Genomic DNA, 21700 nt, shown 5'->3' on the forward strand with positions numbered 1-21700 from the left:
TAAATTGTGGCGTCTACTGCCTAATCTAACCCGATAAAAAATAAACTTCGGGGTGGACAACCCGGTTTCATCATCATAGTTATTCCACGTCACGTTGTGGAATGAACCGGGGCAGGAGGCTCATTGCATGTCGCATATCGATCTCAATCGCCTCATTGGAGCGCTTGAGCCAGACCTGCGCGTTACCCTTGAAGCTGCGGCTTCCATTGCGGTGCGCATGGGGCACAGATACGTGGATATCCCGCACTGGCTGCTGGCGGTTGTGGATACCGGTATCTATGCGGAAACATTCGAGGAATTAAAAATTCCACTTCCGGTATTGAAGGCTGAAATCGGCCGGAGTCTGGAAGAGGCCATTATCGGCGACGGGGAGGCCTTGTCGCTCTCCCAGAACATCCTGACGGCGGCCCGCGAGGCATGGGTTCTTGCTTCGCTGGAGGCTGGCCGTGACCGCGTGACGCTTTGCGATCTCTTGCTGGCGATGGATGAGGAAACCTCACTTCGCTCCTTCGTCCGCTCGGCATTCCCGTCTCTCAAGGCGATGGATCGTGCGGCGCTCGAACGTCTTCGCAGCTCGTCCGACACCGGCGCAGCCGCGGATATTCCTTCCGCATCGGTAGGTGCAGGACAGGCAGGTACCGCCGGCCAGAACGATTTCTTGCGCCTTTACACCCAGGACATGACCGCCGATGCCCGCAACGGCAAGGTCGATCCCGTTATCGGCCGCGATGATGAGTTGCGCCAGCTCGTTGATATTCTGACGCGCCGCCGGCAGAACAATCCCATTCTGGTGGGTGAGGCCGGTGTGGGCAAAACGGCGGTCGCCGAAGCGCTGGCGCTGGAAATCGCCTCCGGCAACGTTCCGGAAAAACTGCGCAATGTCCGCCTGCTGAACCTCGATATTTCGCTGCTGCAGGCCGGTGCCGGCGTGAAGGGTGAGTTCGAGCGGCGCCTGCACGGTGTGATCGACGCGGTCAAGCGTTCGGCCGAACCGGTCATCCTGTTCATCGATGAGGCCCATGGCCTTGTCGGCGCGGGTGGGGCTGCGGGTCAGGGCGATGCGGCGAATATTCTTAAACCCGCACTCGCACGAGGCGAAGTGCGGACCGTCGCGGCGACGACGTGGAGCGAATACAAGAAATATTTCGAAAAAGATGCGGCGCTGACGCGTCGTTTCCAGCCCGTGCATGTGCGCGAGCCGGATGAGGCGACCGCGATACGGATGTTGCGCGGTGTGGCGGATAGTTTCGTCAGCCATCACAACGTCACCGTTCGTGACGAGGCAATCGTGGCCGCCGTGCAATTATCCGCGCGCTACATGCCAGCGCGGCAATTGCCGGACAAGGCTGTCAGCCTGCTCGATACGGCCGCCGCGGCCGTTTCGCTGGCACGCCAGACCCTGCCGGAGCGGCTGCGCGCCATGGAAAGCGAGCGGCGCCTTCTGTCGGACGAGTTGAACTGGCTTCTGCGTGAACCGCAGGATGAGGACATGCAAAACCGCATCCAGTCGATACGTGACGAGCTTGAACGGCTTGAGGGCGGGATCGATGATCTGCGCGGCCGATATGACGCGGAGATGGCCGAACTGGCGGCGCTCAGCGAAGAGCAGCCGGCCGAAACAGGCGCGTCGAATGTTTCGCATCTGCGGCCTGCCGCGGATATGCGGCCGGCAAATGCCGAAAGACTTGTGCCGACCGTGGTCGATCGTGAAGCGATTGCCGCCGTCGTCTCGCGATGGACCGGGATTCCGCTCGGGAAGCTTCTGGCGGACCAGATCGAAAGTGCCCGCACGCTGGATCAGCGCATGCGGCAGCGGGTGGTGGGGCAGGATGCCGCAATTACCCGGATTGCCGATGCCATGCGCACCGCCCGTGCCGGATTGTCCGATCCGCGCCGCCCGCCGGCCGTGTTTTTCCTTGTCGGCATGTCCGGAACGGGCAAGACCGAAACGGCGCTGTCGCTGGCCGATCTGCTCTATGGCGGCAACAGCCATCTGACGACGATCAACATGTCGGAGTTCAAGGAGGAGCATAAGGTTTCGCTGCTTCTCGGCTCACCGCCCGGTTATGTCGGTTTCGGCGAAGGCGGGGTGCTGACGGAAGCGGTGCGCCGCCGGCCGTTCGGTGTTCTCCTTCTCGATGAGATCGACAAGGCCCACCCCGGCGTCCAGGATATTTTCTATCAGGTGTTCGACAAGGGCGTGCTTCGCGATGGCGAAGGCCGTGACGTCGATTTCAAGAACACCACGATCTTCATGACGGCCAATACCGGTTCGGAACTGCTTTCGGCGCTTTCCGCCGATCCCGACACGATGCCGGAAGGTGAGGCGCTGGAAGCGCTTCTGATGCCGGAGCTCTCCAAACAGTTCAAGCCCGCATTCCTCGGGCGCACGATCATTCTGCCCTTCATGCCGCTCGGCACGGAGGAGCTTGCAAGGATCGTGGACATGCAGATTGGCAAGATCAGGGAACGTGTGCTCGCAACATATGGCACCGACCTGAGATTGTCCGATGCGGCGCGCGATGCCCTGGTGGTGCGCGCCGGTGCAAGTGAAATTGGCGCACGCGCCATCGAGATCATGATCGGCAAGGATCTCCTGCCGCCTCTTTCCAGCTTTTTCCTCGAGAAGGTCATTGCGGGAGAACGCGTCGGGAAGATCGTTGTCGATTTTGGTGAAAACGGGTTCGGCATTCGTGCCGAAGCGGCTGGGGAAGCAGATGAATTCGCCGTAACCGAAGAGGTTGGGGTGGATAAAGTTGCCGCGTCGGATGGGGCTACCCGACGCATGCGGCATTAGACGAAGGGTAACGCGGCCTCGAAGCAAGAGGTCATTTCAGCTACAGGAGCTTACAGCATGCCAATTTATCTGCAGATTGACGGTATCCAGGGCGACGCCACGCATGAGGAGCACCGCAAGTGGATGGACATTGAAGCCATTCATTGGAACGTGGCCCGCAACATGAACACCTCTGCTGGTTCTGCTGCAAACCGCGAAGCATCCGAACCGACCATCTCGGAAGTCATTCTGACGAAGGTCAGCGATTCTTCTTCCACGAAGCTTTTCCAGGAAGCCTGCGCCGGCCGCACCGGCAAGCTTGCAACGATCCACCTGGTGACGACCGGCAATCCGGGCAACACCTATATCGAATACCTGCTGACGAACACGCTTATCGCCAGCTACTCGGTGGATTCCAGCGGTGACCGTCCGGTGGAGACCATCAAGCTCAACTTCACGAAAATGGAAGTGAAGTACACGCCGTTCGACGACAACAACTCGCCGCAGTCTCCGATGATCGCTTCCTACGATCTGGCGACGACCAAGGCCGCCTGATAGCCACGCGACCCGGTGCCGGCATTGCCGGCACCGGAACGTTTTCATTGCAGTTTTGCAGCTCACGTCGTGATGTTTCTCATCCACGTTGGACGAGGCGGGTTTGCCATGCGCTCCCTATATGCGTTTTTTGTTTCCGTGCCGGTTGTTCTGGCTCTGTCCGGTCTTTCACCGGCCGGGGCCGAGGAACGGACATGGATATTCTCCGGTGCCGAACTCAAGCAGGCCATCGAGGGCAAACTTGCCCCTGAAGTGTCTGATCCGGAAATGCGGCGGCTGGTTTCCGTCGCAAAATCGAGCGCCTATATCGCCGGTGTGGCCGATCTGACAAGCGGAACGGACTGGTGCGGTGCGGGTGCCGTGGCGCCCCATGAACTCACCGACCGGATCTACACCTATCTTAGCGATATGCCTGCGGAAAAACTGGATGAACAGGCAGCCATTCTCGTGCGGGAGGCGCTCAAGGTCTCCTTTCCCTGTGAGCAGAAAAGTAACTAGTGGGACGAACCATGCGTGTTAACTTTGATACTCTCTACAAGAATTATCCGAGCAGCGACCCGTCGCATCCGAATTATCTCAGCCAGCGTGATCTGTTCACCGAAATCGGCTGGGAAGATTTCATCGGCAATCCGAACTATCACAATACCTGCGCCATCCGCGTCAGCATCGCTTTCGTGAAGTCGGGCATCAACATCGTGCCCTCTTCGCACCGCATCCAGAAAGGCTCCTCTGCCGGAAAGGGCATAGAGGTGAACATGCACCGTCTCGCCAACCTGATGAAGAGGACGAGCTATCTCGGTGAGCCCGAGCCTTTCACCCCCACGACGGCGCGCAACGGCATCGGCGCGCGCAACGGTGTCGTGGCCTTCAACAATATCCCCGGTTATACCGGCGGCGGTCACATCGATCTCGTGCGCGGCGGTTCGGAAGCCACCCAATGCGCATCGGCCTGCTACTATAATTCGGAAACGATCTGGTTCTGGCCACTGCAGGCGAGCCGCGGATCCTGATCGGGTCGGGGGAACTCCCTATTGTCTTGCGGAGACCACGGGGCGGTTTGGAAGACGGCCTTGAACGGGTTTCGCCGGTTTGATTGGCGGAACCTGTTCTAGACTTTGCCCGTGGATGCTCTGCCTCCATGCATCCACGCCGAAAGAAATTCCAGGGCCTCCTGCTCTCCCAGCGGCGGCGCATAAATATAGCCCTGCACCAGCGTGGCGCCGAGGCCTTCAAGCGCGGCAAGCTCGGCTGGTGTTTCCACGCCTTCCACCACACATTCCAGCCCCATGTCCCGGCTGAGCGTGAGAAGGGATTTCACGATTTTGTAGCTGGCCGGTTTTTCGTGCAGATCCGTGACGAAGCTGCGGTCGATCTTGATCTTGGTCAGCGGCAATGCATGCAGTCGCGTCAGGCTGGAATAACCGGTGCCGAAATCGTCCAGCGAAATGCCGCAGCCGAGACGCCGCAGCATTTCGACCGACTGCCTGACCTGTTCGAAATCATGCGCAAAGGCCGTCTCGGTGATTTCAAGGTCGAGACGCCGCGCATCGAAGCAGCTGTTTTCGATGATGCCGAGCAGGGACAGCACGCCCTCATGGGAATTGAGGTCCTGGGCCGAGAGGTTGAACGACAGGCGAAGGGAAGGTTCCCACTTGGCGGCGGAGGCCAGCGCCATCTTGAGAAGCGGCCGCGTCAGCGAACTGACGATGCCGGCCCGTTCCGCGATGGGAAAAAACTGGGAAGGCGGCACATGGCCGAGAACCGGGCTGTGCCAGCGTGCCAGAGCTTCAAAACCTGCCGTTCTTCCGTCGCGTATATCGACGATCGGCTGGAACACGACCGAAAGCTCGTTTTCCATATCCCGCTGTTTGAGCAGATGCTCGATGCGGGCTTCGATATTGATCTGCTTTTCGTGTTCCGCATCGAACAGAACCGCATCACCACGCCGGGTTTTCTTGGCATGGTAAAGGGCATAATCCGCCCTGTCGAAAAGCTGCTCAAGCGTGGAGGCAAGGTTTGGAAAGACGGCTATTCCCATAGAAGCGGACACATGCACGGTCCCTTCCGGCATATGGTACGGCGCCTTCAACTGCTCGGAGATCGCATTGGCATTTGCGACGAGTTGCTGGTCATCGGGGATGATCGGAGCGACGATGGCGAATTCATCGCCACCCAGTCGAAAGGCCCTGCTGGCTTTCAGATTGGCCGTGAGGCGCTTGCTGACATTGACCAGCAGCCTGTCTCCCACCGAGTGGCCGTAAAGGTCGTTGACCGGCTTGAACCCGTCAAGATCGATGACCCCCAGCGCCAGCCGGGTTCCGTTGGCTCTGGCCTTTTCGAGTTCGGCTTCAAGATGGGCGAAAAAGGCGCGGCGGTTCGGCAGTTCCGTCAGGCTGTCGATATTGGCAAGCAGCAGGTTTTCGTTGCTCAGCGCTTCCGTGCGCTGCTGTGAAATGACCATGCGCTCGAAATTGCGGTAGTTGGTCAAAAGGATCGACATCATGCCGGCGCAGACCAGCAGCACGTTGATGGCGATGGCGACAAATGTCGGTTGCCGTGACGCCAGAAAGAAGGCGATGAAGGCGCCATTGACGATGACCGTCACCATGAAGGCGGCCGAGCGCACATACATCAGACAGAAAATGCAGGAAATGACGGTAATCGCCATATAGAAGGCGACATGGGATCGCGTATAGGCATCCCCATAGGGCACAAGTAGAAAAGACCAGAGCGTGAACGCCATGGCTATGCCGGCGGCGAGGCGGTTTGTGCGCCGAAGGGCTGCGTGCGCCACACGGGGTTCGGGATCCCTGCCACGTGTCCTCCACCAGAAGGCGACCCTGAGCGTGCAGCCGAGCGTGAAGAGAGCGGGAACTCCAACCGTGAGCCAGAGCGGCGCCAGTTGCATATGGGTCACCGCCAGCGCCCAGGTGCTTGAGAGCAAAATGAAATACATCATCGGCATCTGCCGGGTGAAAGCCCGGTACTGTGCTTTCAGCAAATCAGGATTGTCAGACCGGACGGACATGAAATCCTGCAATCTTTGTGTGGCGTTCAGTATTTTCATTCATGGCTCTTCAAGTACAGAGCGTCATTTGTAACATAATTCCTGTTACGTCATTGGAAATACACAGGGTTAACCGATAGACAACTCCATCAACCGCAAGATGCAGGCGCCGCACTTCGCAACAGTTTATTATTTCCATTATTAAGCACTTTCTCAAATACCCCTCGTGATGGTGTGAAGGCCCTTTGTCTCTTGTCATGAGCTGCCGCGAATCCATCGAATTGGCATGATGAGACTGGCCGCTTCCGATGGTCGTCAATTCCTTTTCAAACTCTCTTGAAAAGATTGAACGCGTGTGCAACATGGGCGCGTGTTCAAATTTTGAGAAATGGTTCTTGCGCATGGATTCGATCCACTATCCCGACACATTGGCGGCGCGTGCCGAATTGTGCCGCAACGTTATTCTTTCGGCAGGGGAGCTGGTGCTGAAAGGTTTTCAGGGCGAGGCGACGCGCAGCTTTTCGATGAAGGGGCCGCAGGATTTTCTGACGGTGACCGATGCGGCTTCCGAAGCGCATATTCGCGGCGTGATCTCGGCCGCTTTCCCGGAAGACAGTTTTTTCGGTGAAGAGGGCGGCGGCGAGATCGGTGAGCGCGTCTGGGTCGTGGATCCTATCGACGGCACCGCCAATTTTGCCCGTGGCATTCCGCATTTCTGCATCTCAATCGCCTATGTCGAAAACGGCCGGACCGAAATCGGCGCGATCTATAATCCCGCCCTTGGCGAGCTTTATTTCGCCCGTCGCGACGAGGGAGCGACACGCAACGGGCAGCCGATCCGGACTGCGGAAACGGAGCGTTTCGATGCGGCTTCGATCGAGATGGGGTGGTCTACCCGTATCGCGAACGCCACCTATCTCGATGTGGTCAAGAACCTGCTCGATATGGGCGCCAATGTTCGCCGCGCCGGCTCCGGTGCCTTGGCGCTTGCCTATGTGGCCGATGGCCGTTCCGATGGCTATCTCGAATTGCATATGAATTCATGGGATTGTCTTGCGGGGCTGCTACTCGTCAGCGAAGCTGGCGGCGATGTGTGCCCATTTCTGGAGATCGGCAGTCTCAGGGATGGCGGACCGGTGCTGGCCGCAGCTGCCGGTGTTGCCAAAGGCATCAGCCAGGCATCGAATATAGTCTTGGCCGCGCGGCAGCTTTCGGATCATCCTCAGGCTGCATCGGCCTGATTTATGACGGGGGCCCTGGGTCCTTCGTGCATGGGGAGGAATGACATGGATGGACCCGTTTATGCCCGGCCTGCAATCAGCCTGATTGCGGAAGGGCTCGGCCCGCACGGTGCTGCGCTTTACATCGGCGGCAGCGATGGTGCGGGTGATCTCGGGCTCCTTCGCCGGCATGGCATCACCACCGTCGTCAATTGCGCCGTCAATCTGGATATCAATCTCGTGCAGGCCGTGGCGGAAGAGGGCGACAGGCGCGCCGTTGGCTATGGCGATATCCGCTACTACAAGCTTGGCCTTATCGATGGCGAGGGCAGCCCCGACACCATGATGCTGGGTGCCTATTACATTCTCGACGGCGCGTTGCGTCAGACCATGCCTGAGCGGGAAACCTATCCCTTTGCCGATGGCGGCAATGTGCTGGTCAATTGCCGCAGTGGGCGCAGCCGTTCTGTCTCGCTGGTGGCGCTTTTCCTGCACAAGCAGCAGCCGGATCTCTATCCGACCCTCGACGATGCGCTGGCCGTGATCCGCACGAAACGGGAGCTGCGGCCTGACGAATGGTTCGAGACGCCGAAACCGATGCTTTATGCAGCCGCTCGCCGTGCTTCCGACTGGATCGACATGGTCGAGGGCAGAAAGACCGCTCAACCATGCTGACACGCACGCTTCCCTCCGTTGCCATCATCGCCGACGCGCATTTCCATGACACGGCAGCTGATTTCGGATTTCCCGGTATCGAGATCGGTGGCCAGCGCATCACCATGCGCAGCTGGTCGGATACACGCGAATCCACCCGGGTTTTCAACGAGAGCGCCGATGCGCTCCATGCGGCGCTCGAAGAGGTGCGGCAGCGCGGCATTCGCCATGTGGTGCTGCTGGGCGATTATACCGATGATGGCCAGCGGGTGACGACTGAAACGCTGAAGGGCATCCTGCAGCGCCACAGCGATACCCACGGCACGGCCTTCTACGCATTGCCCGGAAACCACGATATTTTCGGCCCTCGCGGGCGGCACCATACCAAGGAGTTTCTGACGGAGAACGGCAAATGTCTTTCCGTTTCAAGCGATGCACGGCGGGCCGGTGAGCGCGTTGTCGTCAGCGACCGGATGTATTGCGAGGGTTATCCTGCGGGCCTTGGTCCGATGGCGGCTTTCGGTTATTTCCGTCAGCCGGACTATCTGCATTGGGAAACCCCTTTTGGAATGTCCGATGCGGCGGAAGACCGGCTGTATGAGGTGCGCTCGCCCGATGGGCGCAATGTCTACCGCCTGATGGATGCCTCCTATCTGGTCGAGCCGGAGCCGGGCCTCTGGCTGCTGATGATCGATGCCAATATTTTCGAGCCGCTCGATGGTGCGTTTGAAACGGGCGAGGAGGCGGCTTTCACCGACAGCACCTCCGGTGGCTGGAATGCGCTTTTGCGCTGCAAGCCTTTCCTCATCGACTGGATCGCCGATGTGCGCCGCAGGGCGGAAATGCACGGCAAGACATTGCTCGGCTTTTCCCATTATCCGGCGCTCGACCCTTTCGATGGTGCAAGCGGCGCAGAAAGCGCCCTGTTCGGCGAAACCAATGTCGTGCGTCGCACGCCGCGCAGGGCCGTGGAGGATGCGCTGTTACAGGCCGGGCTTGCCGTCCATTTCAGCGGGCACCTGCATGTGGAAGGCGTGACGCGGCGCGGGGAGGGCGAAAATTCGCTCACCAATATCGCCGTGCCATCGCTTGTCGCCTTTCCGCCCGCCTTCAAGGTCGTCCATCCGTCGCGGCAGGAAATCCTTGTCGAGACGGTGGAGATGGCTGCCCTTCCGGTCAATGACCGCATTTGCCGTGGTTACGCGCAGGAAACGGGACTGGCGGGCGAGGAAAACGACCGGGCTTTTGCTGCCGGCAATTACGGTGATTTTCTGCTGGGCCATAACCGGGCGCTGATCAGGCAGCGTTATTTTACCAGGGAATGGCCAGCCGAGGTCGTCGCGGCAATCGCCGACAAAAGCATTCGGGACGTTCTCGGCCTGCTTGGAGACGAAGGCCTATCCTCGTCCGACGATGCTGTCCTGTCCTCAGAGCTGCCGATGTTCGAGCTGATTGCCGACTGGTATTGCCTGCGCCAGGGCGCAGGTCTTGCGCTGCCGCATATCGCGCCGCACCGGCTTTCCCTTTATCGAATGCTGGCGGAGCGCTTCGGTCGCGCGCCGGATCATCACGATGGTTCGGTGGAGAGTTTTCTCGAAATCTTCTTCGGAGCCCTCGGCCTGTTTCTTGAACGTGCCGAGAGCAGCCCGGGCGATCTGACGCTTCGGCTTGCACCGCGTCACGAACGCGTTGCGGTTTGAACGGAGGATGCCGGCGGATGGACGTGGAAGCGTCTAGCGCGCGGTGATGCGCTCCACCATCGAGACGGGTACGACCTGAAGCCGGGTTTCCGGCTCATCGCTATCGAGCGCGGTCAAAACCTTCTCGGTCAACGCGTCGAAGGATTGGGCAACGGTCGTCAGCTGGTAGCTTTTCCAGCCGGCCTGCGGAATATCGTCGAAACCGACAATCGATATGTCTTCCGGTACTCGACGGCCCATTTCCAGCCGTGCGGCATCCATGAAGCCGAGCGCCAGCAGATCGGTCACGCAGAAGGCGCCGTCTATCGTTTTGTCGGTCAGCAACTCGCGGCCGGCCTGATAACCGCTGTCATAGCTCGTCGGTCCGCCGGACCATGGAACGACCTCGATGCCTTCGATGGTCATGCGCTGGGTGAAGGCGCTGGCGCGGCGCAACTGGGCCGGCGTCTGGCTGCCGCTGGAAATGACCGCGACCTTTTTGCATTTTGCCTCCACAAGTCGCATGGCGGCAAGCTCGGCACCGCGGGAATCGTCGCTCAGCACCATGTTCGTATCGGTGCGGTCAAGACGCTGATTGATGAGGATGAGGCGCACACCATTGGCGATGCATTCGTCGACGATCGAGGCCGGCGGCTCGCCGGAGAGAACGACGATAGCCTGGGCGCGGAACTCGAAGAGCCGTTCGATCAGCGGAGCGATGTCCTTGCGCGCATCCGCCGCATTCAGCAGCAGGCATTGCAGGCCGCGACGCAGAAGCCCGATGCTCAGCAGATCGAGCTGCTTTGAAATGAAGGGAGAGCTGAGATTGGCGCCGACGACCCCGATGAGGTTGGAACGGTCATTGTTGAGGCCCTGCGCCAGACGGTTGACGCGGTAGCCGAGTTCCTGTGCGGCTTTCAGCACCTTGCGCCGGACGGCCTTCGATACGCTGCCGCCGGGTGTGAAGGTACGCGAGACGGCGGAGCGCGAAACCCCGGCCCTTTTCGCTACCTCTTCGGCTGTCACGAACCCTCTCGCCATTCGATTCCCCCCGTTGCGAACCATGGTCTGATATCACAGGCCATAGGGCGCCGCCTATTCCAATCGAGACATTCGGGCGGGAGGTGCCGTTGCCCACCACCTCCCACGCCCGGATCATCCATCAGAAAGGCTGGTGTTCCACGCCCGGATCTTTTCGATGTTTCGGTCGGAGCACGAGACGATCTCGAATTCGAACCCGTCGCCGGCAATACGCTCACCGATTTCGGGAAGGCGGCTGAGGCGCCAGAGAATATAGCCCGCGATAGTAGAGTAACGGTCGGCATCATCCACCAGATCGATATCAAGGAGATAGGAGACGCGTCTGACATCGACGGTGCCGTCGAGCAGCCAGGAGCCGTCTTCCAACCGTCCGGAAATCTGCGATTCCTCACCCTCGTCCGGAAACTCGCCCGCAATCGCCTCGAGAATGTCCGTGGGCGTGGCGATACCCTGAAGCGTGCCGTATTCGTCGATGATGACGGCCATCTGGAGTGGCGATGTGCGCAGCTGTTCCATGACCTGCAAGGCCGTGGCGCTTTCATGCACGACAAGGGGTTCGCGCAGCGAACGTTCGAGGTTCAGTTTTCCGTCATGCAGCAGATCGCGCAGCAGGTCTCTGGTGGCGGCGACGCCCAGGAAGGAGTCCAGCTTGCCCTGCGCCAGCATCAGCCGGGAATGGTCGAGTTCCAGCAGGCGGCTTCTCAACGTGTCGTGATCGGCGTCGATATCCAGCCAGTCGATCTCCGTCCGTGGGGTCATGATGGAGATGACGGGGCGTTCGGCAAGCGTGAGTACGCCGCGGATCATGTCCTTTTCCTCGGATTTGAACAGATCGCCTTGCGCGGCCTGCGCGGCAATGACGTCGGCGGTCTCGCCAAGGGACGGCTGTTCGCCGACCCGGCCACCCAGAAGCCGCAGAATGGCATCGGAGGTGCGCTCGCGCATGTCTCCGGCGGTGATACGCTTTTCACGGTTGCGCCGGCCGATCTGGTTTGCCGCCTCGATAAGCACGGAAAAGCCGATGGCGGCATAAAGATAACCCTTGGGCAGATGGAAGCCGAAGCCCTCGACGATCAGGCTGAAGCCGATCATCAAGAGAAAACCGAGGCAGAGAATGACCACGGTCGGATGTTTCGACACGAAGGTCATCAGCGGCCTGGATGCCGCCATCATCACGGCCATGGCCACGCAGACGGCGGTAATCATCACCCAGAGATTATTGACCATGCCAACGGCGGTGATGACGCTATCGAGCGAGAACACCGCATCGAGCACCACGATCTGCACGATGAGCTGCCAGAAGACCGCATGCACGACCTTGCCCTGTTTCGGCTTCTGGTCACCTTCCAGCCGTTCGTGCAATTCCATCGTGCCCTTGGCGAGAAGAAACGCGCCGCCGAGCATGAGAATGAGATCGCGCCCCGAGAAGGAATAATCCGCGATGCTGAAAAGCGGCCGCGTCAGCGTGACGATCCATGAGATGGAAAAAAGCAGCAGGAGGCGCATGATCAGCGCCAGCGACAGGCCGACGATCCGGGCCCGATGGCGCTGGTGCGGCGGCAGCTTGTCGGCAAGGATCGCGATGAAGACGAGATTGTCGATGCCGAGCACGACTTCGAGAACGATAAGGGTGACGAGGCCGATCCATATATTCGGATCTGCGAGGAATTCCATGTTCAGGAGCCTTTATGGGAATGGGTGCGAACGCGCAAAGCCCCGGACCGAACATCCGAGGCTGGAAGCATCTGCTTTGAGAAAAACAAGAAAATCCGAGGCTGGCGTCGCGTTATGCGAGCCAGCCTCGTTCGGTGTCGACTACTGTCGGTACTGTCGCCTTCGTCAGGCATAGGGCGGATTTATCCCACTATCAGTAAATTCTTGTGCCGGTCCAACTAGCAAATTTTCGACGGTTGGAAAAGCGGTTTTCGATTTTTTGCCGCCGAAATGGTGCGGTTTGGCAATCTTGGCGCGTATAATACGCGACAATTGTTCGAAACATCGGATGCTGTGCAATCTGGGCGATTGCTACCCGTTCGCCGGCAAAAAGCCCCTATTGCTTAGGCTCGCCAATATCGGAGGTGGTGCGCCGGTCGATGGCCTTGCCGTCGAGAATGTTTTTCAGGGTGTCGAGACGGTCGTTGATCAGCCATCCATAATAGTTTTCCACCGGCAACAGTTTTTTTGCGCCCGCATCCACGGCGGTCCGCAGGCGTTCCGCGCGGCGTCTTGGCTGGCCGACATTGTAGAGCGTGGCGGTGATGCCGGGGTTGCCGGAAATGTCGAAGCCCTTTTCCCTGTAGGCGTCGATGGAATCCCTGATGATGGCGGCGATGTAGAGGATGCTGCGGTCGGGATCCATGACGTCGCGGTAGATATCCTTCGGCCTGTCGGCCGACAGTTTCGCAAGGCCGCTCGTCTTGTTCACGAGATCGGTGACCTGCAGCGCCGTCAGCGGGCTGATCTGGCCGAGCCCGAAAGTCTGCCCCGCGTAAAAGGGCTGGAAGAAGGCCCGCTGGAAGGAGATCGCCTCATAGCTGGCGCCATCCACTACCTTGCCACGGAAGCTCTGGTCCCAGACGCTATCGCGGCAGCTCCATTGTTGCGAGGTGGTGGCAAGCGCCTCGCAGGAGCGGAATTCCGGCCGCTGGAGAAATGTCTTCAGGGCCACGCCGTTATAGCTGAACTTGATATCGAGTTCGGCATAGGAGATGGCCTTGATATAATAGGTCTGCATGCGATCCACGGCCGAGACGTTGAAGGTATGTTCCCCGACGATGGCGCCAACGATGTGGATCGGGTCGATGCCATAGGCCGCGCCTGCCTTCCTGATTTTTCCCAGCAGGCCGGGTTCGCTGTTCAGGAGATCGACCGTCTTGCGAAATTTTTCCTCGTAGGTCGTGGCGAACGCCTTGGTTCTGATGGCGGAGGCCTGCGGTATTTCGGGCTGTTCGACCGAGCGGTTGCCGGGAGGCACAACGACCATCTGCTGGGCTGCGGCATAAGAAGGCAGGAAGGCCAGCGCCAGAAGGACAGCGGCCGCGCGGGTGGACTTCGCAAACAGGCTCATACAGCGTTCTCGATGATGGGGATCGTGTTGCGGTGAGGGCTCCTTCTTAAGGCAGGCCGCCCACGCGTGGCAAGTTGCCGCCGCTCACTTTACCGTTGCTGCCGCCCCGAATGCTGTTGCTCCCTTCTTCTCGACCCATCCGGGCCGGAATTTTCGGGGTCGTTAAAAGTCGAACATTTTGTTTCATGCGACCTCAAGTCGCCACGGGTAGCGCATGTCGTCAGGAGACGAACATGAGCCATCTCATCAAATCGCTGCAAGCATGTTTCATTCTGGCTGTCGTGGGTTTGGCCGCGCCGGCGCAGGCGTCTCCCTCGATGCAGACGGGCAGGATCACGTCACAACCCGTCGGGCACTATGACTTCTGCCAGCGGCATTCGTCCGAGTGCCAGCCGGTAAAATCCACGCCGCCGCTCAATCTCACGCCCGATCTCTGGGCGACCATCGTCTCGGTCAACAATGCCGTCAATGTCGAGATCGACCAGCGGACCGACATGGAAGTGTGGGGTTATGAGGACTATTGGGAATATCCCTATAAGGGCGCAGGAGATTGCGATGATCTCGTGCTGGAAAAACGCAAGCGGCTCATGGATGCGGGTTTGCCTGTTTCCGACCTGCTGATCACGGTGGTGCTGGACGAACAGTCCCAGGGCCATGCCGTGCTGACGGTCAGGACGGATCGCGGCGATTTCATCCTCGACAACATGAAAACCAAGATCTTTCGATGGGATGAAACGCCCTATACCTACCTCAAGCGCCAATCCACAGAACATGCCGGCCGGTGGGTGGATATCGAAGGTTCGGGCACGCCTGCCATCGCCGCCCGCCAGCTCGAACGCGGTACTGCGGTGCCCGCAACCACCAGCCGTCGCAACATCCTCGACCTGTTCAGGAGCCGCTGATCCCTGCGGTTTTCTTGGGGAATCGCTGCCGAAGGTGCCGCAACGATCAGTCCTGACGTTTCAGGGCATCGGCTGCGGCCTCCGCGCGGGCCGCCGCCTCCTCTGCTTCACGCGCGGCCTCGAAGGCTGCATCGGAGTTGGTGGAGGAGCCGTCATAACCGCCCATGGCGCGTTCCCCTATGCCGATGTAAAAATCCTTCAGCTGGAAAGCGGCGAATGCCAGAAGGCCGGCAGCGGCAACAAAAAGGCATGTCTTCATGCGCAGGTTCATTTGCGTTTCCCTGCGCCTCAGTCGGTGATGTGCAATTCGATTGCCTGTGACGAAAAGCAGCCGATGAAGCAGGATATCGGGTTTCCGTCCGCGGCCCGGTCGATTGCGGTGTAGGCGAGCACCGGCAGCGATTTCGACGATTTGAGGAAATGATGTTCGTGAGGTGCGGGCAGCCGTGCGACGACGATTGTTTTTGCACGTTGATAGTCAACCACGCCGAACCGTTTCAGTGTTTCGCTGATCGATCCCAGCTCTTCGAAAATCTCCGGAAAGCCGGAAAACCGTGTCGCACAACAAAAGCGGGTGCCGATGCCGATGGGGTGACCATTGGCGTAAGCGCCGATTTCCAGGGCGAGCAGCGGCGCTTTTATGCCAAGACCGAGAGCTGCTGCGACATCTTCCGTCGCCGTTTCAAGCCACCAGCGCAGCAATTTGCGGTCCGGGCGCGCATTCACGGCTTCAAGATTGCGGTCGAAATGGACCCGGCGGCCAACGACGTAAGGAATCGGCGCGTCGCTGACGAAGGTGCCGCTGCCATGCAGAATACGGAGCAGTCCTTCTTCTTCCAGTGAGGCCAGCGCGCGGCGCGCCGTCATCCGGTTGACGTTGAATTCCCGGGCGATGTCCTGGCTGGAGGGAATTTTTTCGCCGGGTTTCAACTCTCCCTGTTCGATCCGCCCGCGCAACGCGGCGGCGACCTGCCGCCATAAAGATTTTGTTTCTGATGTTGCGTTGTCCATGCACGGCGTCCGGTTGTCTTGCAGATGTCACATGAATGAGGTTAAAGGTATATACCTCTTAACAGTGGTATATCCTATTTAAAACTCATTCGTTTCGGTTGTCCGCATGATTACCAGTATTTCGCCTGATCGCTACATTGTTTGGGACTTTGAGGGCACCCTTGCCGTTCGCAGAGGACGTTATACCGGCGCGCTGGAGACAGCCGCGGGAATGGTCGATCCCGCCTTCATCGGCATGGCCGACAATATCCGTCCGTTCTTGTCCGGCGCGTTTCCCTGGCATCGGGCAGAACTCGCACATGCCTTCGCGGGGGACGCAGAAGCGTGGTGGCGTGCCATTCTCACCGCAGCCGAAGCGGCGCTCGTGGCGCTGGGCATGGACCGAGGCATGGCGGCGGAGGTCGCAAAACATTCGCGCGAGATCTATCTCGATCCCACCGGCTGGGAAGTCGATCCGCAGGCCATGCCTGTGCTTGATCAATTATCCACTGCCGGCTGGCGCCATGTGATCCTGTCCAATTTCGCGCCGGAACTCCCGGCGCTGGTGAAAAGCATCGGCCTCTCCAGCTGCATGGATCATGTTTTTTCCTCTGGCCTGATCGGCCTTGAGAAGCCATCGGCCGCGCTTTTTCATCATGTGGCCGGAGTGCTCGCACCGCATCGTGCTTGCTGGATGATTGGCGACAATCCCCATGCCGACATTGCCGGCGGCCGGGCCGCCGGTCTCTCGACCATCTTGGTGCGACCTGAAGGCCCGGGGCCCGGACTTTCGGTCACCGAGCTTTCCGCCATTCCCGCCATCATTTTAGAGGAGAACCGACCATGACATGTTCCGAGGCCATTACCCTGTCGATGAAAGACAGGTTGCGCCAAATCCCGTCGCTGAAAGCGCCGCTTCCGGAGTGCGATCCGCTTGCGCTGCCCGATACACCACAGGACGCTTTTGCCCTGTGGCTGGACGATGCCCTCAATGCCGGTATCCGCGAGCCGCACGCCATGACCTTGTCCACGGTGGACGAGAACGGCTGGCCCGATGCCCGCATGCTGATCCTGAAAAACCTCGATGAGCGCGGCTGGCATTTTGCCGCAAAGGCCGAGAGCCCCAAGGGGCGGCAGATCGAAAACAGGTCGCACGTCGCTTTGACCTTCTACTGGTCGGCGCTCGGACGGCAGGTTCGCCTGCGTGGCCCCGCAATCATGCTTTCCGACGGTGAATGTGCGGAAGATTTTCTCGACCGTCCCGTAAGCTCGCGGGCCAGCGCCATCGCCTCGCGGCAAAGCGAAATTCTGGAAGCGGGCGAGGGCCTCGAAAGCCGCATGGCCGAGGCACAGGCGCTCATCGCGGCCAATCCGGATTATGTGTCCCCGGGATGGCGTGTCTATGCCGTTGCGCCCGTTGTCGCGGAGTTCTGGCAGGGGGCATCCGACCGCAATCACAAGCGGCTGCGATATGGTCTTGTCGGGGATAATCCGACGTGGGAAAGGTCCCTTCTCTGGCCGTGAAACCAACGCGGACCGTCGCGACGGTTCCTGATCCTGCCGATGGTCCGGGCGCCTCATTTGGCTCAGGCTTACCGGTTCAGGAGGGCGACACCCGTTTCGTCATCGAACAAATGCATATCGGACGGGTCGATGTCGAGGCCGATCATTTCACCGGCTTTGACCGCGCTGCGTCCCTGCACCGCGATGACCAGTTCGGTGGATGTTGCCGTTGTGAGGAAGGTCGCCGAACCGGTCGTTTCCACAGCGGAAACAGGCAGCGTCAATGCCGCCCCGACTGCCGTTGCCGGCCGGATATGTTCCGGCCTGATGCCGACGATTACATTTTTACCGGGAGGCAGGGAGACAGGGTTCCTGACCGACTGCTGCGGCTCGGCTTCGCCGAACCTAAGCTGAAGGGAAGCGCCATCCGGGCTGACGGTCGCCGGAATGAAATTCATCGCCGGCGAGCCGATGAAGCCCGCAACGAAACGATTGACCGGGCGGTCGTAGAGTTCCAGCGGCGTTCCCTGCTGTTCGATGACACCGTCACGCATGACGACGACATGATCGGCCATGGTCATCGCCTCGATCTGGTCATGGGTGACATAGACCGAGGTGGCATGCAGGCGATCGTGCAGCGCGCGGATTTCCTTGCGCATATGAACGCGCAGCGCCGCATCGAGGTTGGAAAGCGGCTCATCGAACAGGAAGGCCTGCGGATTGCGGATGATCGCCCGGCTCATGGCCACACGCTGGCGCTGGCCGCCGGAGAGTTCACGCGGATAACGCTTCATCAGCTTGGAAAGACCGGTCGTGGCCGCAACCTCTTCCGCCGCCTTGCGGGCCTCGGCCTTGGCGACGCCGCGCATGCGCAGCGAATAGGTGAGGTTCTCCTCCACCGTCATATGCGGGTAGAGCGCATAGGACTGGAACACCATGGCCACATCGCGCTTGCGTGGCGGCACGCCATTCATGAGCGTGCCGGCAATGCGCATGTCGCCGGCCGATATGGTTTCAAGGCCCGCGAGCGAACGCAAAAGCGTGGATTTGCCGCAGCCGGAAGGGCCGACAAGTGCGACGAAGGTGCCCTTCTCGATGGAAAGGTTGATGTTCTTCAGCGCATGGAAGGCGCCGTAATATTTGTTGACGCCGGAAAGTTCGATCTGAAGGGTCATTTGAGCGCTCCTGATGTCAGGCCGGAAACGATGCGGCGCTGCAAGAGAATGAAGAGGGCGAGAATGGGCGTCACATACATCGTCGCATAGGCCATGATGTTGTTCCATTCGCTGGTATTGGGGCCCATGAAGGAATTGAGGCCGACGCTGGCGGGCTGCAGTTCCGCCGCCTGAATCATCGATTTCGAATAGACGAACTCACCGAAGGCCTGCATGAAGATGAGGATGGCACTGACGAGGATGCCGTTTCTGGCAAGCGGCAGCACGATGTTGAAGAAGGCGCCGACGCGGGAATTGCCGTCCACCAGCGCCGCTTCTTCCAGTTCCTGCGGCACCGCCATGAAGGTGGCGCGCACCAGTACGACAAAGAAGGGCATGCTTTTGGCCGCAATGGCGAGGATGACCGACAGGCGCGGATAATCCAGAAGCCCGAATTGCGAGAAGCCGACGAAGATCGGCGTGATCATCAGCGATGCCGGCAGAACCTGCAGCATGAGGATGAGGAACAGGCCGATATCCACCCAGACATTGCGATACCGCGCCAGAACATAGGCACAGCCGACGCCGAGAATGGTGATCAGAAACACCGCGCTCGACGCGATCAGCACCGAATTCCACAGGTAGCGCCCCATGTTGCGGCTGTTCCAGACATAGGCATAGGTCTGCCATTGCGGATCGCTGGGCCAGAAGGAGGGCGGATTGGCGAACATCTCCGAGCCGCTTTTGAGCGACGTCAGATACATCCAGTAAAGCGGGAAGAGGTAGATGATGGCGAGAACGATGGCGATTGCCAGCATCAGGCGATTGCGGTTGGTGGTGCTCATCCGCGCACCTCATGCCGTGTCGAGCGCACATAAACGACGGATGCCAGCATGACGAAAACGATCATGATGACGGATATCGTTGCGCCCTTGCCGAAATCATATTGCCGGAACGACAGATCCCACGCCCAATATTGCGCCACGTTGGAGCTGTTATTGGGTCCGCCGTCGGTAATGGCGGCGAAAAGATCGAATTGCTGCAGCGTGAAGATCAGCCCGAGCGAAACGATCGCGCCGATGGTGGAGCGCATCATTGGCAGGGTGATGGTGTAGAAGCGTTGCCAGGCATTGGCGCCATCAAGCTTCGCCGCTTCGTAAAGATCACCCGGAATGGAGGCGAGGCCGACGGAAAGCAGGATCATGTTGAAAGAGGTGCCGAGCCAGATATTGGCGATGACGACGGCCCAGAGCGAAAAATTCGCATCCGAACGCCAGAAGATATTGCCTGATATCATGCCGCTTTCCCGCAGGAAGAAATTCAGGACGCCGAAATCGCCCGAGAGGATCCAGTTCCAGATGGCGCCGACGACGAGGCCGGGCATGACCCAGGACACGAGGAACAGGCCGCGCAGCCAGGTGGCGCCGGGAAAATTCACCCAGAAGAACAGCGCCAGTCCGAAGCCGATGGCGAATTGCCCGGCAATGGAAGCGACGACAAAGGTGACCGTGTTCATGAGAATGGGCAATGTTTCAGGCTGCCGGAACAGATCGACATAATTCTTGAAGCCGACGAAGGGGCGCACGAAGGTGCCCAGGCTGAACATGTCGACTTCCTGAAAGCTCATGACGATGTTGTAAATGAGCGGCAGCCCCGCCATGACGAACAGGAAGCCCAAAGGAAAGGCGACAAGGACGATATCGAAACCGCGACCGTCACTGACGCTGGAAAACAGTTTTTTCATGAAACATCCTCGCAAGCTCCAGTCGGGGCCGCCGCCGCTTGTCGCGGCAGGCAGCCCCACCGGGAGGAACCCGTTGAGTGGAGGCCGGAGAAGAGAAACCCGGCCGCCTGCCCGGATCAGCCTTCGACCAGCTTTATCTTTTCAGCGGCCTGATCGAGCGCGGCTTTCGGCGTCATCTGCCCCGACAGTGCACCCTGGATGGCATCCTGAATCGCCTTGGAAATCTTCGGCCATTCGGGTGAGGGGCCGCGCGGCTGCGCATATTTTAGCTGCTCCACGAAGGTCTTCAGCGCCTCATCCTTCAGCGCATTACCGGTTGGAGGCACGGGAATATCCGAGCGCGCCGGCAATTGGCCGAAGTTCTTGAACATGTCCTTGTCCTTCGAGGCGAAGAACTCGATCGCCTTGAAGGCTTCTTCCGGATGTTTGGTCTTGGAGAAGATCGCCCAGTTATAGTCGCCCATGGCCGAAGACCGTGGGGCGTCGGGCGTGGGCACGGGCAGCAGGGCCACGCCCCAGTCGAACTTGGCGTCCTTCAGCATGCGGTCGATTTCCCATGGGCCGGAAATGACCATGGCGGCGTTGCCGGCGTTGAAGGTGGCGGTGGAGTCCCACTGGCTGCGCGTCAGCGTGTCCGGTGATGCGAGCTTTTCATCCAACATCAGTTTCCACGTTTCGAGCGCTTTGACGGCGCCCTCGGTATTGATGTTCTTGTAGGTCGCGCCCGCCATCTGCGCCCAGGGCAGGAACTGGAAGGTGCCTTCTTCATTCGCCTTGGCGCTGAAGCTGATGCCGTAAATATTCTTTGAAGGATTGGTCAGCTTGCGAGCCGCCTCCACCAGCTCGTCCCAGGTCTGCGGCGGTTTTGCCGCATCGAGCCCGGCAGCCTTGAACAGGTCCTTGTTGTAATAAAGCGCGATCGTGTTCGTGGCCTTCGGCACGCCGAAATATTTGCCGTCCCACATCACCGATTTCAGTGGTCCCGGAAAATAATTCTCCGTTTTGATGACATCAGACTTGGCGATCATGTCCGTCACGTCGAGAAAGGCGCCGCGTGCGGCGAACATGGCGTGGTTGGGGTTGTCGATGGCGATGATGTCGGGCGCATTGCCGGTGGAATAGGCGCGCATGGATTCGCTCACCACATCGTCGAACTGCAATTGCCGGTATTCGATCTTGATGCCGTTATTGAGTGCGTTGAACTCTTTGATAAGGTTCGGCGCGGGCTGGATATCACGATCCAGCGACCAGAGGGTCAACGTCACATCTTCTGCCTGCGCCGCAATAGCGCCGGCGGATACGCCCGCCAGCATAAACGCGCCGGCCATCATGCATTTCGCGATACCCATAATCTCCTCCTCTTGGTTATCGTCTCTGCAATCTTCGAAAACCTTCTCCCAAAAGGCTT

General features: G+C 59.5%; 20 protein-coding genes. 10 read left to right on the forward strand and 10 right to left on the reverse strand.

The annotated features are described in order from the left end of the window. Positions 1–127: 127 nt before the first annotated feature. The 4 genes from tssH (at position 128) to AC5YUO_RS22860 (ending at position 4341) form a co-directional block, all read left to right on the forward strand. Positions 128–2797, forward strand: a complete 2670-nt coding sequence (tssH, locus tag AC5YUO_RS22845) for a type VI secretion system ATPase TssH (RefSeq protein ID WP_496155340.1) — start codon at positions 128–130, stop codon at positions 2795–2797. Between the two features lie 57 nt (positions 2798–2854). Continuing rightward, positions 2855–3331: an Hcp family type VI secretion system effector gene (locus tag AC5YUO_RS22850; RefSeq protein WP_003504561.1), complete on the forward strand. Its 477-nt coding sequence runs from the start codon at positions 2855–2857 to the stop codon at positions 3329–3331. Between the two features lie 108 nt (positions 3332–3439). Then, entirely contained in the window at positions 3440–3829 is a 390-nt protein-coding gene (locus tag AC5YUO_RS22855; protein WP_496155341.1) for a Rap1a/Tai family immunity protein, read from the forward strand. An 11-nt stretch (positions 3830–3840) separates the two neighbouring features. Continuing rightward, positions 3841–4341 (forward strand): type VI secretion system amidase effector protein Tae4, encoded by a 501-nt coding sequence (locus AC5YUO_RS22860; RefSeq protein WP_496155342.1) that lies wholly within the window; start codon positions 3841–3843, stop codon positions 4339–4341. 98 nt (positions 4342–4439) lie between these two features. Here AC5YUO_RS22860 and AC5YUO_RS22865 read toward each other — a convergent pair whose 3' ends face one another. Then, positions 4440–6398 (reverse strand): putative bifunctional diguanylate cyclase/phosphodiesterase, encoded by a 1959-nt coding sequence (locus tag AC5YUO_RS22865; RefSeq protein ID WP_496155343.1) that lies wholly within the window; start codon positions 6396–6398, stop codon positions 4440–4442. 341 nt (positions 6399–6739) lie between these two features. Here AC5YUO_RS22865 and AC5YUO_RS22870 point away from each other — a divergent pair, with 341 nt between their 5' ends. The 3 genes from AC5YUO_RS22870 to AC5YUO_RS22880 are packed head-to-tail and all read left to right on the forward strand — an operon-like array spanning position 6740 to position 9912. Further along, positions 6740–7579 (forward strand): inositol monophosphatase family protein, encoded by an 840-nt coding sequence (locus tag AC5YUO_RS22870; RefSeq protein ID WP_496156550.1) that lies wholly within the window; start codon positions 6740–6742, stop codon positions 7577–7579. A 45-nt stretch (positions 7580–7624) separates the two neighbouring features. Continuing rightward, on the forward strand, positions 7625–8233 hold the full coding sequence (locus AC5YUO_RS22875) for a dual specificity protein phosphatase family protein (protein ID WP_496155344.1): 609 nt from the start codon (positions 7625–7627) through the stop codon (positions 8231–8233). Beyond that, positions 8227–9912 (forward strand): metallophosphoesterase family protein, encoded by a 1686-nt coding sequence (locus tag AC5YUO_RS22880; protein ID WP_496155345.1) that lies wholly within the window; start codon positions 8227–8229, stop codon positions 9910–9912. Before AC5YUO_RS22875 ends, AC5YUO_RS22880 begins: the two co-directional genes overlap by 7 nt. Before the next feature lie 33 nt (positions 9913–9945). Here the strand turns inward: AC5YUO_RS22880 and AC5YUO_RS22885 are convergent, their stop codons facing one another. From AC5YUO_RS22885 to AC5YUO_RS22895, 3 genes are all read right to left on the reverse strand, one after another. Continuing rightward, on the reverse strand, positions 9946–10932 hold the full coding sequence (locus AC5YUO_RS22885) for a LacI family DNA-binding transcriptional regulator (RefSeq protein ID WP_496155346.1): 987 nt from the start codon (positions 10930–10932) through the stop codon (positions 9946–9948). A gap of 114 nt (positions 10933–11046) precedes the next feature. Further along, positions 11047–12606, reverse strand: a complete 1560-nt coding sequence (locus AC5YUO_RS22890) for a TerC family protein (RefSeq protein WP_496155347.1) — start codon at positions 12604–12606, stop codon at positions 11047–11049. 376 nt (positions 12607–12982) lie between these two features. Beyond that, the gene (locus AC5YUO_RS22895; protein WP_496155348.1) at positions 12983–13999 is read right to left on the reverse strand and encodes a DUF1402 family protein; all 1017 of its coding nucleotides are present in this window, start codon (positions 13997–13999) and stop codon (positions 12983–12985) included. 233 nt (positions 14000–14232) lie between these two features. Here AC5YUO_RS22895 and AC5YUO_RS22900 point away from each other — a divergent pair, with 233 nt between their 5' ends. Beyond that, the gene (locus AC5YUO_RS22900) at positions 14233–14901 is read left to right on the forward strand and encodes a transglutaminase-like cysteine peptidase (RefSeq protein WP_496155349.1); all 669 of its coding nucleotides are present in this window, start codon (positions 14233–14235) and stop codon (positions 14899–14901) included. Positions 14902–14947: 46 nt separating this feature from the next. Here the strand turns inward: AC5YUO_RS22900 and AC5YUO_RS22905 are convergent, their stop codons facing one another. Together AC5YUO_RS22905 and phnF are read right to left on the reverse strand one after the other, a co-directional pair. After that, positions 14948–15172 carry a hypothetical protein gene (locus AC5YUO_RS22905; protein ID WP_496155350.1) on the reverse strand — a complete coding sequence of 75 codons (225 nt, stop codon included), beginning with the start codon at positions 15170–15172 and terminating at the stop codon, positions 14948–14950. Positions 15173–15189: 17 nt separating this feature from the next. Further along, the gene (phnF, locus tag AC5YUO_RS22910) at positions 15190–15912 is read right to left on the reverse strand and encodes a phosphonate metabolism transcriptional regulator PhnF (RefSeq protein ID WP_496155351.1); all 723 of its coding nucleotides are present in this window, start codon (positions 15910–15912) and stop codon (positions 15190–15192) included. Between the two features lie 106 nt (positions 15913–16018). Between phnF and AC5YUO_RS22915 the strand changes: the two genes are divergently transcribed. Both AC5YUO_RS22915 and AC5YUO_RS22920 read left to right on the forward strand, forming a co-directional pair. Continuing rightward, entirely contained in the window at positions 16019–16738 is a 720-nt protein-coding gene (locus tag AC5YUO_RS22915; RefSeq protein WP_496155352.1) for an HAD family hydrolase, read from the forward strand. After that, positions 16735–17415 (forward strand): pyridoxine/pyridoxamine 5'-phosphate oxidase, encoded by a 681-nt coding sequence (locus AC5YUO_RS22920; RefSeq protein ID WP_496155353.1) that lies wholly within the window; start codon positions 16735–16737, stop codon positions 17413–17415. Before AC5YUO_RS22915 ends, AC5YUO_RS22920 begins: the two co-directional genes overlap by 4 nt. Before the next feature lie 68 nt (positions 17416–17483). On the opposite strand, the gene AC5YUO_RS22925 is transcribed toward AC5YUO_RS22920, so the two are convergent. The 4 genes from AC5YUO_RS22925 to AC5YUO_RS22940 form a co-directional block, all read right to left on the reverse strand. Further along, positions 17484–18569, reverse strand: coding sequence for an ABC transporter ATP-binding protein (locus tag AC5YUO_RS22925; protein ID WP_496155354.1), 1086 nt, complete (start codon positions 18567–18569; stop codon positions 17484–17486). Next, on the reverse strand, positions 18566–19393 hold the full coding sequence (locus AC5YUO_RS22930) for a carbohydrate ABC transporter permease (RefSeq protein WP_496155355.1): 828 nt from the start codon (positions 19391–19393) through the stop codon (positions 18566–18568). Before AC5YUO_RS22930 ends, AC5YUO_RS22925 begins: the two co-directional genes overlap by 4 nt. Next, on the reverse strand, positions 19390–20292 hold the full coding sequence (locus AC5YUO_RS22935; protein WP_496155356.1) for a carbohydrate ABC transporter permease: 903 nt from the start codon (positions 20290–20292) through the stop codon (positions 19390–19392). The genes AC5YUO_RS22930 and AC5YUO_RS22935 overlap by 4 nt, the downstream gene beginning before the upstream one ends. 116 nt (positions 20293–20408) lie before the next feature. Beyond that, a complete protein-coding gene (locus tag AC5YUO_RS22940; RefSeq protein WP_496155357.1) occupies positions 20409–21641 on the reverse strand; it encodes an ABC transporter substrate-binding protein in 1233 nt (410 codons plus the stop codon). Positions 21642–21700 lie beyond the last annotated feature (59 nt).

The organism is Agrobacterium sp. LEGMi-208b, from assembly GCF_059511785.1.

What these genes read in the sequence shown, in the direction of transcription:
- tssH (WP_496155340.1), top strand. Translation starts at nt 128, where the DNA reads ATGTCGCATATCGATCTCAATCGCCTCATTGGAGCGCTTGAGCCAGAC.
- AC5YUO_RS22850 (WP_003504561.1), top strand. Translation starts at nt 2,855, where the DNA reads ATGCCAATTTATCTGCAGATTGACGGTATCCAGGGCGACGCCACGCAT.
- AC5YUO_RS22855 (WP_496155341.1), top strand. Translation starts at nt 3,440, where the DNA reads ATGCGCTCCCTATATGCGTTTTTTGTTTCCGTGCCGGTTGTTCTGGCT.
- AC5YUO_RS22860 (WP_496155342.1), top strand. Translation starts at nt 3,841, where the DNA reads ATGCGTGTTAACTTTGATACTCTCTACAAGAATTATCCGAGCAGCGAC.
- AC5YUO_RS22865 (WP_496155343.1), bottom strand. Translation starts at nt 6,398, where the DNA reads ATGAAAATACTGAACGCCACACAAAGATTGCAGGATTTCATGTCCGTC.
- AC5YUO_RS22870 (WP_496156550.1), top strand. Translation starts at nt 6,740, where the DNA reads ATGGATTCGATCCACTATCCCGACACATTGGCGGCGCGTGCCGAATTG.
- AC5YUO_RS22875 (WP_496155344.1), top strand. Translation starts at nt 7,625, where the DNA reads ATGGATGGACCCGTTTATGCCCGGCCTGCAATCAGCCTGATTGCGGAA.
- AC5YUO_RS22880 (WP_496155345.1), top strand. Translation starts at nt 8,227, where the DNA reads ATGCTGACACGCACGCTTCCCTCCGTTGCCATCATCGCCGACGCGCAT.
- AC5YUO_RS22885 (WP_496155346.1), bottom strand. Translation starts at nt 10,932, where the DNA reads ATGGCGAGAGGGTTCGTGACAGCCGAAGAGGTAGCGAAAAGGGCCGGG.
- AC5YUO_RS22890 (WP_496155347.1), bottom strand. Translation starts at nt 12,606, where the DNA reads ATGGAATTCCTCGCAGATCCGAATATATGGATCGGCCTCGTCACCCTT.
- AC5YUO_RS22895 (WP_496155348.1), bottom strand. Translation starts at nt 13,999, where the DNA reads ATGAGCCTGTTTGCGAAGTCCACCCGCGCGGCCGCTGTCCTTCTGGCG.
- AC5YUO_RS22900 (WP_496155349.1), top strand. Translation starts at nt 14,233, where the DNA reads ATGAGCCATCTCATCAAATCGCTGCAAGCATGTTTCATTCTGGCTGTC.
- AC5YUO_RS22905 (WP_496155350.1), bottom strand. Translation starts at nt 15,172, where the DNA reads ATGAACCTGCGCATGAAGACATGCCTTTTTGTTGCCGCTGCCGGCCTT.
- phnF (WP_496155351.1), bottom strand. Translation starts at nt 15,912, where the DNA reads ATGGACAACGCAACATCAGAAACAAAATCTTTATGGCGGCAGGTCGCC.
- AC5YUO_RS22915 (WP_496155352.1), top strand. Translation starts at nt 16,019, where the DNA reads ATGATTACCAGTATTTCGCCTGATCGCTACATTGTTTGGGACTTTGAG.
- AC5YUO_RS22920 (WP_496155353.1), top strand. Translation starts at nt 16,735, where the DNA reads ATGACATGTTCCGAGGCCATTACCCTGTCGATGAAAGACAGGTTGCGC.
- AC5YUO_RS22925 (WP_496155354.1), bottom strand. Translation starts at nt 18,569, where the DNA reads ATGACCCTTCAGATCGAACTTTCCGGCGTCAACAAATATTACGGCGCC.
- AC5YUO_RS22930 (WP_496155355.1), bottom strand. Translation starts at nt 19,393, where the DNA reads ATGAGCACCACCAACCGCAATCGCCTGATGCTGGCAATCGCCATCGTT.
- AC5YUO_RS22935 (WP_496155356.1), bottom strand. Translation starts at nt 20,292, where the DNA reads ATGAAAAAACTGTTTTCCAGCGTCAGTGACGGTCGCGGTTTCGATATC.
- AC5YUO_RS22940 (WP_496155357.1), bottom strand. Translation starts at nt 21,641, where the DNA reads ATGGGTATCGCGAAATGCATGATGGCCGGCGCGTTTATGCTGGCGGGC.